The sequence below is a fragment of the Lentzea sp. NPDC051838 genome (assembly GCF_040681245.1).
GTDB lineage: Bacteria > Actinomycetota > Actinomycetes > Mycobacteriales > Pseudonocardiaceae > Lentzea.
This window is the reverse complement of the sequence record NZ_JBFAYI010000004.1, coordinates 274,363-286,629: the sequence shown is the minus strand read 5'-3', so window position 1 is coordinate 286,629 and position 12,267 is coordinate 274,363. Positions and strand designations below refer to the sequence as shown.

The window sequence follows — 12,267 nt, the reverse complement described above, 5'->3', positions numbered from 1 at the left end:
TTGGACGGGGCGTGACGATGCGCGACGGGTAGTGAGAATGTCCGGTCGATGTCGCTGTGTCAATCGTTGTCGATAACGTTTTACACGGCTAGCCTGAGCCGGTGCCCCCACGCTCCCGTGTCACCATCCGTGACGTCGCCGCTCAGGCCGGCGTCTCGGTCGCCACCGTGTCCAAGGTCCTCAACCAGCGCTACGGCGTCTCCGCCGACACGTTCGCGCGGGTGACCGCCGTGATCAAGGAGCTGGGCTACGAGGCGAGCCTGGTCGCGCAGAGCCTGCGCAACCACCGCACGAACGTGATCGGGATCCTGGTCGCCGACATCGAGCCGTTCAGCACCGAACTGCTCAAGGGCGCGGCGGACGCGATCCGCGGCACCGGTTTCGAGCTGGTCGTGTACTCGGCGGGCGGTCGCGTCGGTGATCCGCAGGGCTGGGAGCAGCGCTATCTGACGCGGCTCAGCGGAACCCTCGTCGACGGCGCCGTGCTCGTCACGCCCGCGGTCGACCTGGAGGAGCTGCCGGGGACGCCCGTCGTGGCGGTCGACCCGCACACCGGGCGCTCCGCACTGCCCACAGTGGACTCCGACAACCTGCACGGCGGACAGCTCGCGACCGAGCACCTGCTCGCGCTGGGCCACCGCCGGATCGCCCTGCTCACCGGGCGCGACGACCTGAAGTCGGCCCAGCAGAGGGAAACCGGCTACCGGCGCGCGCTGGTGGCCGCGGGTGTACCGGTGGACGAGGACCTGATCCGGCGCGGCGACTACGACCACGACGTGGCGGCGGCCTCCGCACGTGAGCTGTTGGGCGGGCCTGACCGCCCGACCGCGGTGTTCGCCGCCAACGACATCACCGCCATCGCGACGATCGAGACCGCCGCCGAGCTCGGCCTGCGCGTGCCGGAGGACCTGTCCGTGGTCGGGTTCGACAACATCCCCGAGTCCGCGCTGTGCACGCCACCACTGACCACTGTGGAGCAACCGATCCGCGAGATGGGCCACCGCGCGATCACGTTGCTGGTGCGGCTCATCAACGGCGAGACCCCGGAAGACACGCACATCACGCTCGGCACGGACCTGATCGTCCGGCACTCGACCCGCGCGTTGCACTCCTGACCCGGTTGGAGATCCCGTGACCACCGAAGCCACACCAGGCGAGCTCTGGCGCGACCCGCGCGTCGCACCTGCCGACCGCGTCCGCGACCTCATGGCGCGGATGACCACGAGGGAGAAGGTCGCGCAGCTGTACGGGGTCTGGGTCGGCATCGACTCGGCCGGTGAAGTGGCGCCGCACCAGCACGATCTCATCGTGACGCCACCGGACCTCGGCGCGCTGACCGAGCACGGCATCGGCCAGCTCACCCGCGTCTTCGGCACCCGCCCGATCGCACCGGAGGTGGGCGCGCACAGCCTCGCCCGCACGCAGCGGCAGATCATCGCGGCCGGCCGGTTCGGGATTCCCGCGATGGTGCACGAGGAATGCCTCACCGGCCTGGCCGCGTGGCAGGCGACCGCGTACCCGTCCCCGCTGTCCTGGGGCGCGAGCTTCGAGCCGGATCTGGTGCGCCGCATGGCCTCGCGGATCGGGCGGTCGATGCGCGGTCTCGGCGTGCACCAGGGTCTCGCGCCGGTGCTGGACGTCGCGCGGGACCTGCGCTGGGGCCGCGTGGAGGAGACCATCGGCGAGGACCCGCACCTCGTCGGCGCGATCGGCGCGGCCTACGTCGCGGGCCTGGAGTCCGCGGGAGTGGTGGCGACGCTCAAGCACTTCGCCGGCTACTCGGCCTCGCGCGCGGGCCGCAACCTGGCGCCGGTGTCCATCGGGCCGCGCGAGCTCGCGGACGTGGTGCTGCCGCCGTTCGAGATGGCGTTGCGGGCGGGCGCGCGGTCGGTCATGAACTCCTACGCCAACAACGACGGCATGCCCGTCGCAGCTGATCCGCGGATGCTGACGGACCTGCTGCGCGACACGTACGGCTTCACCGGCACCGTGGTGGCCGACTACTTCGCGGTGCCGTTCCTGCACCGGCTGCACGGCGTCGCGATCGGCCGTGAGGACGCCGCCGCGCAGGCGCTCGCGGCGGGCATCGACGTCGAACTGCCCACTGTGGACTGTTACGGCGACCCGCTGCTGGCCGGTCTCGACGCCGGGACGATCAGCACGGACCTCGTCGACCGCGCGCTGGAACGCGTGCTGCGGCAGAAGTGCGAGCTCGGCCTGCTCGACCCGGACTTCACCCCCGAACCCGCCGCGGACACCGACCTCGACGACGCGGAGTCGCGCGCGCTCGCCCGCGAGCTGGCCGAGCGCTCGATCGTGTTGCTGTGCAACGACGGCGTGCTGCCGTTGGCCTCCAGGCGCCGCGTCGCGGTCGTCGGACCGAGGGCGAACGACCCCGGCGCGATGCTGGGCTGCTACTCGTTCCCGTTGCACGTCGGCGTGCACCACCCGGACGTGCCGATGGGCATCGACGTGCCCACGGTGCTGGACGCGCTGCGGGCCGAGCACGAGGTGGTGTTCGCCCTGGGCTGCCCGGTGCTCGGCGGCACCGACGAGGAGATCGCGGACGCCGTCGCGGCAGCCCGTCAGGCCGAGGTCTGCGTCGCCGTGCTCGGCGACCAGGCGGGCCTCTTCGGCGGCGGCACGTCCGGTGAGGGCTGTGACTCCGTCGACCTCAGGCTGCCGGGGCGCCAGGAGGAACTGCTCGAGGCGTTGCTCGGCACGGGTGTGCCGGTCGCGGTGGTGCTGTTGTCCGGCAGGCCGTACGAGCTGCACCGGCAGATCGACCGGCTCTCCGCCGTCGTCTGCGGCTTCTACCCCGGCGAGGAGGGCGCGGCCGCGCTCGCGGGTGTCCTCAGTGGACGCGTGAACCCGTCCGGCAGGCTTCCGGTGAGCTTCCCCGGTCCCGGTTCGAGCCAGCCGTCGACGTACCTCACCGCGGCACTCGGCGCCCGCACCGAGGTCAGCACCGTCGACCCGACCCCGCTGTTCCCGTTCGGCCACGGCCTGTCCTACGCCCCGGCGACCTGGCTGACCGTCGGCGTCGAGGCGCGGGAGTGGCCGGTCGACGGCACCTGCCGGGTCGTCACCGTGCTGCGCAACGACCTGGAGATCGCCACGACCGAGGTCGTCCAGATCTACCTGCACGACCCGGTGGCGGAGGTCGCCCGTCCGGTACGGCAGCTGATCGGCGCGGTGAAGGTCGACCTCGCGCCCGGAGAGACCCGTACCGTCACCGCAGCGCTGCACGCGGACCTGACCTCCTACACCGGACGCGCCGGCCGTCTGGTCGAGCCCGGTGACGTCGAACTGCACGTCGGCCCGTCGAGTGCGAACATCCACACCGTGCTGCGGTTGATGATGACCGGAGCCCGGCGCGAGGTCGGCTTCGACCGCGTGATGAGCCCGGTGTTCACCTCCACCCGGTAACGTCCATAGGGGACGGATCTTTCTGGTGGAGGAGGACTCGGTGCTGGAGATCAGCGGACTGACGTGGGCGGTCACGATCGGGGTGATCGTGGCACTGCTGGCGGTCGACCTCGTGCTCGCGGCCTGGCGCCCGCACCGGATCGGGTTCCGCGAGGCCAGCCTGTGGTCGGTCTTCTACATTCTCGTGGCCATCGGGTTCGGCGTGTGGTTCGCGAGCGCGCACGGCGGCGGGTTCGGCGCGGAGTACTTCGCCGGTTACATCGTCGAGAAGAGCCTGTCGGTCGACAACCTGTTCGTCTTCGTGATCATCATGACGACGTTCCTGGTGCCCGAGGAGCACCAGCACAAGGTCCTGACGTTCGGCATCGTGCTGGCGCTGATCATGCGCGGCATCTTCATCGCGGTCGGCGCGACGCTGCTGTCGTTGTTCTCGTTCATGTTCCTGCTGTTCGGGCTGCTGCTGATCTTCACGGCCGTGCAGCTGTTCCGGCACCGCGACGAGGATCCGGACGTCGAGAACAACGTCGTCGTGAAGACCGCGCGCAAGCTCCTGCCCGTCACGGACGACTACGTGGGCGGCAAGATCTTCACGCGCCTCGACGGCAAGCGCATGGCCGCTCCCCTGTTCGTCGTGCTGGTGGCGATCGGCGGCGTCGACCTGCTGTTCGCGCTGGATTCCATCCCGGCGGTGTTCGGCGTGACCGAGGAGCCGTACATCGTGTTCACCGCCAACGCGTTCGCGCTGCTCGGGTTGCGCGCGTTGTTCTTCCTCGTCAAGGGTCTGCTCGACCGTTTGGTGTACCTGTCGGCGGGTCTCGCGGTGATCCTGGCGTTCATCGGCGTGAAGCTGATCCTGCACTGGGCGCACGTCGACATCTCCGCGTCCGTGCCCGAGGTGCCGACCCCGCTGAGCCTCGGCGTGATCATCGCGATCCTGGTGGTCGTGACGGTGGCGAGCCTGATCAAGACGCGCAACGACCCGTCGGCCAAGGCGCACCCCGGCTCGTTGCGCGGACATCAGGAAACCCCCGAGTCGGAGTGACGGCTGTGGGATCCTGATCTCATGAGTGCTGGCACGTACGGAGACGCCGCCTACCGCTTCCTCGTTCCCGATGCGCCGCACCACAAGCGCACCGACTCGGACCAGTTCCCCGCGCTCGACTCCACCCGTGCCGCGACGCTGAACGTGTTCCGCGCCCGGCCGGGTGTGCAGCAGCCGAGCCTGGTCTCGTCGTGGGCGGGGAGGATCGAGAGCCTGCTGCTCTCGTTCCCCTCCTACGGCGTGCACGACGCGGCGCTGACGGCGGGCTACCGCTCGGTGATCGACGCGATGCGGCCGGGGACGCGGTTCGTGGTCGTGCATCACGAGAGCGACCGCCAGACGGTCTCGGAGTGGTTCGCGGGGCACCCGGCGGGGAACGTGGCGTACGTGCCGATGCCCGACTACGTGGACTTCACGGACTGGGCGGAGGACGGCTACCTGGCGCTGGTCGACGGCGACGAGAACCAGACGTACCTGCTGGAGCCGTGGTCGTTCCCGCGCGCCGGCGACTCGCTGATCGCGGACAACGTCGAGGAGTACACGTCGCTGCGGGCGAGCCAGGCGCCGCTGGTGTTCCAGGGCGGCAACTGCCTGATCGGCGACGACTTCTGGTTGCTCGGCACCGACTACTTCCTCGACACGCTGGAGCTGATCCGCACCGGCGAGCTGCCGGTCAGCGTGCCGCCGGGTCGTTCCGAGGCCGAGTTCGTGTACGAACTGTTCAGCCGGCACGTCGACAGCGGGCGGGAGCTCCAGCTCGTCGGCACCCGGCGCCCGTTGGGGCTCAAGAAGTACTACGCGACGGTGGAGGCCGGGGAGTTCCTGCTCGACCTGCCCGGTGGTGGCACCGGCGACCTGCAGCCGATCTTCCACATCGACATGTTCGTGACGCTGGCCGGCCCGGGTGCCGACGGCCGGTTCCGCGTGCTGGTGGGCAGTCCGGACCTCGCCGACGCCGTGCTGGGCACCAAGTCCCCGTTCTCGCTGCAGACCGCGTACGACGAGATCGCCGCCGAGTTCACGGCGCGCGGGTTCGACGTCGTGCGGAACCCGCTCGTGCACCGGCCGCAGATCACGCAGCAGCTGACGTTCGCCGCGTTGCGGGACTTCGCCTCGACTCCCGACGGCGCCGAACTGCGTGAGGTGGTCAGCTCGTTCGCGGCTTCGGGTGCGGTGGACTCGACCACGATCAACGTCCGGTCGTGGCACCACATCACCTGGAACAACTGCCTGGTGGAGAACAGTTCCACGGGCCGGACCGTGTACCTGCCGACGTTCGGGCACGGACCGGAAGCCGACCTGGCTGTGATCGACTCCGCGATGGAGGAGCTGTGGACCGGGCTCGGGTTCACCGTGGTCCGGCTGGCCGACTTCAACGCCTTCGCCAGCCGGCTGGGTGTCGTGCACTGCATCAAGAAGTACCTGGGGCGGGGCGAGTGATCGACCATCTCATTTACGCCGCACCGGATCTGGACGAGGCGGTCGCGGCTGTCTCGCGGCGGTTCGGCGTGCGGGCGGCCGGTGGTGGACAGCATCTCGGTCTGGGCACGCACAACCGGTTGCTGGCGCTCGGTTCCAGCACCTACCTGGAGATCATCGCTCCAGATCCGGGCCAGCCGGAGCCGGAGCTGCCGCGACCGTTCGGAGTGGACGGTGTGACCGAACCTCGCCTGGTCGGCTGGGCCATCACGTGCGACGACATCGCCCTGGCGCGGGAGGAGGCCGTCGCCCGCGGCTTCGATCCCGGGCCGGTGATCGACGGGCAACGTCGCACGGCTTCGGGTGACGTGCTGCGGTGGCGGCTCACCAGCAACGCGCACGTCGGCGGCGTCGTGCCGTTCCTGATCAGCTGGGGCTCGACGCCGTCTCCGGCGCTCTCCGCGCCTCCAGGTTTGACGTTGGAGTCGCTGCACGTCGAACACCCCGAACCCGCCCTGATCACCGGCCGTTTGAAGGCACTCGGAGCCGATGTCGAAGTGTTGCCCGGCTCCGCACCCGCCCTCGTGGCACGGATCTCCGGACAGATCCTCCGATAAGTAACACTTGAATACTTAGTAACACGTGTGCATGATCTGAGCCATGGATCTGCACGTGGTCGAGCCTGCCCGCGATCGCCGGGTGCGCCGCACCCGCGCGGCCGTGCTGCAGGCGGCGTTCGAGCTGGTCAGTGACCGTGGCACGACGGCGGTGACGTTGTCGGAGATCGCCGAGGCCGCGGACGTCAGCCGCCGGGTCGTCTACCAGCACTTCGGCGACCTCGACTCGGTGCTGCTGGAGTCCGGTCTCGACCTCGCCCGCCGCGAGCTGCTCCCCTGTCTCGCGGATCTCCGGCAACCGGTGGACCCGCGCGCCGAGACCCTGACCCTGGCCCGGCACTTCGCCGAGCACCAGGTGTTCTACCGCGCGCTGCTGACCGGGTCGTGCGCCTACGCGCTGGACCGCGGGCTGATCTCCCTGATGCTGCCCGTCAACCGGCAGGGCGTCGAGCACGTGTTCGGCGACCGGCTCTCGAAGCAGGCCGCCGACGACCTGGCGGCCTTCATCACGGGCGGCGCCGGGTCGTTCGTGACGGCCTGGGTGATCGGCGGCGCGCACGACCCGGAGGCGTTCACCGACCGGTTGATCGCCGTGATCTCCGTCCTGATGGAGTCCCTGTGATCAGCCACCTGATCGAGCGCAAGCTGAAGCTCTCGCCGCCGCTGACCCGCAACGTCGTGGTGCAGAAGGACCTGCGGGTCCCGATGCCGGACGGAGTGGAGCTGCTGGCGGACCGATGGATGCCGCGTTCCGGTGGCGACGGGTTGCCGACCGCGTTGATCCGCTCCCCTTACGGCCGACGGATGTTCGGCCAGATCCTGGCGCGGCCGTTGGCGGAGCGCGGTTATCAGGTGCTGATCCAGAGCGTGCGCGGCGGGTTCGGTTCCGGCGGGGTGTTCGACCCGATGCGCCAGGAACGCTCGGACGGACTCGCGACGCTCGACTGGCTCGTCCGGCAGCCGTGGTCGGACGCCATCGTGCTGTACGGGCTGAGCTACCTGGGTCACGTGCAGTGGGCCGTCGCCGACCAGCTGCCGCCGCAGGTCAAGGCGATGATCCCGGTGGTGACCGAATCCGCGCTGACGCTCGAGTTCCTGCGCCCGGACGGCATGTCGCTCGAGACGCCGTTCGGGTGGGGTGTGCTCGTCGGCACCCAGGAACGTCCGCTGTCGATGCTGCGCCAGGCGTTCCAGGAGAAGAAGACCGCGCGGGCGCTTCGGACGCTTCCGTTGCGGGACGGGGACGTCGCCGCGTTCGGCGAGCGTTCGGACTACATCCAGGACATCCTCGCCCACGACGCGGACTCCGCCCGGTGGGACGGGTTCGACCACAGCGCACGGGTCGCCGACGTGACCGTGCCGGTCAGCTCGATCGGCGGCTGGTACGACATCTTCCTGCCCGGCCAGCTGCGCGACTTCGAGGCGCTGCAAGCGAAAGGGCGGCCCGCGCGGCTCACCGTCGGGCCGTGGACGCACGCCGAGTTCAACTCCACGCCGATCGACGAGGCTGTGTCGTTCGGACTCGCCCACGCCCGTGGTGTGCAGCCGTCGGATCGCGCGCCGGTTCGGTTGTACGTGATGGGCGAGAACGCCTGGCGCGACTTCTCATCGTGGCCGCCTCCCGGCTACTCGCCGCGGCGCTTCCTGCTCGGCTCTGGGGGCAAGTTGACGATGGAGCCGGTCGGGTCCTCGGCGGTCGGTGGCGCGTTGACAACGGAGGCTGCCGGGCCCTCGGCGGCCGGTGACGCACCGGCTCCGGAGGCGTCTGCTCCTTCGGCGGACACCTATCGCTACGACCCGGCCGATCCCACGCCGGCGGCCGGTGGCGTGCGTCTGGTCTCCGACACCGGCCGCGTCGACAACACCGTGCTGGAAGCTCGCGCGGACGTGCTCACCTACACCACACCCGTTCTCTCCCAGGACGTCGAGGTGGTCGGCGAGGTCAGCGCCGAGATCTGGTTCTCGTCGAGCCTGCCGCACGCCGACGTGTTCGTGCGGCTGTGCGACGTCGACGCCGAGGGACGCTCGTGGAACGTGTGCGACGGGCTGGTGAGCCTGACGAACGCGGTCGAACCGCAGCGCGCCGACGTCCGGTTGTGGCCGACGGCGTACCGGTTCCGGCGCGGTCATCGCATCCGCGTTCAGGTGTCCAGCGGTGCTTTCCCGCGTTACGCCCGCAACCCCGGCACCGGCGAGTCACGGGCCACGGCCACGACGTTGCTGGCCGCGGACCAGACCATCCACATCGGACAGTCCGCGATCATCCTCCCGGTCGCGGGTGGAGCAGACTCCACCTGAGAACGGCAGCTGGCCGTATCGATCACTCCTCTGTGAACGGTCAGGCTGATCGGCATGCACAAACTGAAGACCGCACTCGTGGCAGGAGCGTTGTGTGCCACGGTGCTGCCCGGCACCGCGCACGCCATCGTGAACGGCCACGACGCACCGCGTTACGAGTTCATGGCCTCGATCCCGGAAACCGTGCCGCAGCTGGGCAACGCCAAGGGAGTGTGCGGGGCGTCGTTGATCGACCCGCGGTGGCTCGTGACGGCCGCGCACTGCGTCGACCCCGATGGCACGGGCGCGGTGCCGGACGGGATCGTGCGCATCGGCAGTGACCGCAGAACGTCCGGCGGAACAGTGCGCACGATCGACCGCGTCGTAAGGCATCCCGGCTACCAGCTGGGCCGGCCGAACCAGCACGACATCGCGCTGGTCCGGCTCGACCGGCCGGTGCGCGAGCGCCCGATCCGCATTGCCGCGCGGGCAGGCGAACCGGGCACGCCGACCCGGCTGCTCGGCTTCGGCACCACGTTCGACACGACCGACATCACCAAGGCCGTGTTCCCGGAACGGTTGCAGCAGCTGGAAACCCGCCGTGGCGCGGAGTCCGAGTGCTCACCCGGCTACGCGTCCGCGGACCGGCTGTGCACGATCAGCCGCACGCCTGGTGCGATGGCGTGCGTCGGCGACTCGGGAGGGCCGCAGATCCAGCGCGGAAAGCACGGCCGGTGGGAACTGATCGGCACCACGTCCGGTCCCGGTGACACCGACAAGCTCTGCGCCAACGGGCCTGGCCTCTACACGAACGTGCCGACGCACGCGGACTGGATCCGCGCGACGATCCGTCAGTCGGGAACCGCGAACGCGGCTTCCAGAGGCGGCAACGCGGCACGGGCATCGGCGCCCGCGAACCACATCCCGACCACGAACGCGGACATCGCTTCGAGGTAGCGGGCCCGGTTCAGCCCGCCGGCGCGGACGGGCTCGGCCTTCAGGTCGCGGACCAGCTCCTCGACCTGTGCCAGCGCGTCCGCGTCGTCACCGCACAACGGAACGGCCAGCCGCCGGCCCTCGAACACCCGCTCGCTCGCCTGCCACACCTCAGCCGCGCACAGGTTGAACGCCTTCACCACCCGCGCGCCCGACTTCGCCACGCGCTCGGCGACGGCGTCCTCGCCCAGCACCATGCTGCCGTCGTCGGGCTCGAAGGCGTTGGTGCAGTCGATCACCGTCCGTGCCTCGAAGTCCGCTTGCCCCAACACATCTGTCAGCGCTGACACCGGCACCGCCAGCAGCGTGACGTCACCGAACTCCACCGTCTCGCGGACCCCGCCGCGCTTGCCGTACCTGATCTCGTGGCCTGCTGCCGCCCAGCCGTTGCCCAGTGCCCGTGCCATCTGCCCGGCACCGATGATTCCGATTCGCATGCCTTCGACGGTACGAAGTTCGAAAGGCACCTGCGGGTGCGCAACGGCGCTGGCAGGCTGGACGGCATGACGATCGAACAGGTTGACTTCGGCCCCTACGGCGACTACGAGGCCGACTGCCCGGCGAGGCTCGCGGTCGACCTGTTCAGCAACTCGTGGCTGATGGTGATCGTCTACACGCTGCGGGACGGCCCGATGCGGCCCGGCGACCTACGTCTCGCGATCGGCCAAATCAGCCAGAAGATGCTCACGCAGACGTTGCGCCGCAGGGAATCCATGGCGCTCGTGGAACGCCGCCGGTACGCCGAGGCACCACCGCGCGTCGAGTACTCGCTGACCGCCGCCGGGCGCGATCTGCTGGTGCCGATCTTCGCTCTGGGCGCGTGGGCGGACGAGCACGGCGACACGGTTCGTGCCGCGATGTTCGGCGAAAGCTGATCTTGTTTGGCCCCTCGCTCGCCTGATCACCTCGTGGCTAATGTCGTGGCGCGGCCGCAATCCGCCATCGACAAAACGAGGTGAGAACACCGTGCGTGCTATTTCGACGTTCGTGTTGACGGCTGCCGCGATAGTGGCCACCGCGCTGCCGGCATCAGCATCGGTCGACGCCGCGATGACGATTCAGCCGCAGGGACGACTGGAGGCACGTGGCGCCGCGGTGACCGTGCCGATGCGGGTGATGTGCCAGGACGGCGCCACCGGGTCGTTGTGGGTGCAGGTCGCCCAGAACGTGCGCGGTGATCTCGCGATCGGCGAGAAATACACGCCGAGCGTTCCGTGCACCGGCCAGTTCCACAAGGTCGACGTGACCGTTGTTTCGCGCACCAAGGCATTCCGGCAGGGCGTCGCATTCACGTCCGCGTCGTTGAACGTCTACCTGCCGCCGGACAATTCGAGCGTTGTGGAAGAGGATCGGGAAATGGTGCTGGTTCGCTAGCGCCTGACCGCACTTGAGGCACGGACCACGAGCTCCGGCTGGAACTTCACGTGCCGGTGCTCGTGGTCCGGTTCGTTCTCGGCCAGCAGCAGGCTCGCTGCGGTGCGACCGAGCTGGTCGCGCGGCTGGCGAACCGACGTGAGCGGAACCGCGGCGGCCGCGGCGAACTCGATGTCGTCGTAGCCCACCACGGCCAGGTCGTCCGGAACCTTCAACCCCTGCTGCGTCATCGACTGCAGCAGGCCGAGCGCGAGCAGGTCGTTGGCGCAGAACGCCGCCGTGGGCCGCCGTGACGACGGCAGCCCGACGAGCCGCTCCCCCGCGCCCCGGCCTTCCGCCACCTGCAAACCCCTGGTCTCCAACAGTGTCAACGAATCCGCTGGCAGACCGGCGTTTGCTAGCGCTCGCAACGCGCCTTCGTACCGATCGCGCACCTGTTGGATCGACAGCGGGCCGCCGACCATCGCGATGCGGGTGTGGCCGTTCTCGATCAGGTGGGTCACCGCGAGCTCGCCGCCGAGCACGTCGTCGACCGCGACCGAGCAGTGCGTGCCGTCCGTCGACTCGCGGTCCACCAGCACGACCGGTGTGCCGCGTTCGGCGATGTGCGCGCTCTCGCCGTCGACCGGGGTGACCAGGATGCCCTCGACGCGCTGCTCGTGCAGCAGCTCCAGGTACTCGCGCTCACGGCCGGCGTCCGACGCGCTGTTGCACAGGAACAGCGCGAGCCCCGCCTCCCGCGCCGCGTCCTCCACGCCGCGGGCCACGTCGGTGAAGAACGGGTTCGCGGCGTCGAGCACGACGTAAGCGATCACCCGGCTGCGACCCGCGCGCAGCTGGCGCGCGGACTCGTTGCGCACGAAGCCCAGTTCCTCGATCGCGGCCAGGACGCGTTGCCGCGTTGCCGGAGCGACGACGTCCGGCCGGTTGAGCACGTTCGAGACGGTCGCGTTCGACACGCCGGCGTGCTGCGCGACGTCGCGGATGCCCACTGACGGCTTCACCGGCGGCTCCTGTCGTTGAAACGTGACAACGAATCGTACCCCGTGTCCCTTGACACGGGGCCGCAACACACCCAGAGTGCACGTTACTCAGGTGTTAAAACGTTTCAAC

General features: G+C 69.7%; 12 protein-coding genes. 10 read left to right on the top strand and 2 right to left on the bottom strand.

Annotation, left to right across the window (positions count from 1 at the left end):
• Positions 1-101 precede the first annotated feature (101 nt).
• The 8 genes from AB0M24_RS12600 to AB0M24_RS12565 are packed head-to-tail and all read left to right on the top strand — an operon-like array spanning position 102 to position 9,741.
• Complete coding sequence (locus AB0M24_RS12600; RefSeq protein WP_363765108.1) at positions 102-1,115, top strand: LacI family DNA-binding transcriptional regulator; 1,014 nt, start codon at positions 102-104, stop codon at positions 1,113-1,115.
• A 16-nt stretch (positions 1,116-1,131) separates the two neighbouring features.
• On the top strand, positions 1,132-3,429 hold the full coding sequence (locus AB0M24_RS12595; protein ID WP_363765104.1) for a glycoside hydrolase family 3 N-terminal domain-containing protein: 2,298 nt from the start codon (positions 1,132-1,134) through the stop codon (positions 3,427-3,429).
• Between the two features lie 40 nt (positions 3,430-3,469).
• Entirely contained in the window at positions 3,470-4,471 is a 1,002-nt protein-coding gene (locus tag AB0M24_RS12590; protein ID WP_363765733.1) for a TerC family protein, read from the top strand.
• 21 nt (positions 4,472-4,492) lie between these two features.
• On the top strand, positions 4,493-5,911 hold the full coding sequence (locus tag AB0M24_RS12585) for a hypothetical protein (protein WP_363765102.1): 1,419 nt from the start codon (positions 4,493-4,495) through the stop codon (positions 5,909-5,911).
• Positions 5,908-6,507 carry a VOC family protein gene (locus AB0M24_RS12580; protein WP_363765099.1) on the top strand — a complete coding sequence of 200 codons (600 nt, stop codon included), beginning with the start codon at positions 5,908-5,910 and terminating at the stop codon, positions 6,505-6,507. The genes AB0M24_RS12585 and AB0M24_RS12580 overlap by 4 nt, the downstream gene beginning before the upstream one ends.
• A 43-nt stretch (positions 6,508-6,550) precedes the next feature.
• On the top strand, positions 6,551-7,129 hold the full coding sequence (locus AB0M24_RS12575) for a TetR/AcrR family transcriptional regulator (protein WP_363765096.1): 579 nt from the start codon (positions 6,551-6,553) through the stop codon (positions 7,127-7,129).
• Positions 7,126-8,805 carry a CocE/NonD family hydrolase gene (locus AB0M24_RS12570; protein WP_363765093.1) on the top strand — a complete coding sequence of 560 codons (1,680 nt, stop codon included), beginning with the start codon at positions 7,126-7,128 and terminating at the stop codon, positions 8,803-8,805. The genes AB0M24_RS12575 and AB0M24_RS12570 overlap by 4 nt, the downstream gene beginning before the upstream one ends.
• A gap of 54 nt (positions 8,806-8,859) precedes the next feature.
• The gene (locus AB0M24_RS12565; RefSeq protein ID WP_363765090.1) at positions 8,860-9,741 is read left to right on the top strand and encodes a serine protease; all 882 of its coding nucleotides are present in this window, start codon (positions 8,860-8,862) and stop codon (positions 9,739-9,741) included.
• Here AB0M24_RS12565 and AB0M24_RS12560 read toward each other — a convergent pair.
• Complete coding sequence (locus AB0M24_RS12560) at positions 9,636-10,217, bottom strand: NAD(P)-binding domain-containing protein (protein ID WP_363765087.1); 582 nt, start codon at positions 10,215-10,217, stop codon at positions 9,636-9,638. The two genes, AB0M24_RS12565 and AB0M24_RS12560, sit on opposite strands and share 106 nt — an antisense overlap.
• Positions 10,218-10,283: 66 nt before the next feature.
• Between AB0M24_RS12560 and AB0M24_RS12555 the strand changes: the two genes are divergently transcribed.
• The gene (locus AB0M24_RS12555; RefSeq protein ID WP_363765085.1) at positions 10,284-10,655 is read left to right on the top strand and encodes a helix-turn-helix domain-containing protein; all 372 of its coding nucleotides are present in this window, start codon (positions 10,284-10,286) and stop codon (positions 10,653-10,655) included.
• A 91-nt stretch (positions 10,656-10,746) separates the two neighbouring features.
• Positions 10,747-11,154 carry a hypothetical protein gene (locus AB0M24_RS12550; RefSeq protein WP_363765082.1) on the top strand — a complete coding sequence of 136 codons (408 nt, stop codon included), beginning with the start codon at positions 10,747-10,749 and terminating at the stop codon, positions 11,152-11,154.
• Here the strand turns inward: AB0M24_RS12550 and AB0M24_RS12545 are convergent.
• The gene (locus AB0M24_RS12545; protein WP_363765079.1) at positions 11,151-12,158 is read right to left on the bottom strand and encodes a LacI family DNA-binding transcriptional regulator; all 1,008 of its coding nucleotides are present in this window, start codon (positions 12,156-12,158) and stop codon (positions 11,151-11,153) included. The genes AB0M24_RS12550 and AB0M24_RS12545 overlap by 4 nt on opposite strands.
• Positions 12,159-12,267 lie beyond the last annotated feature (109 nt).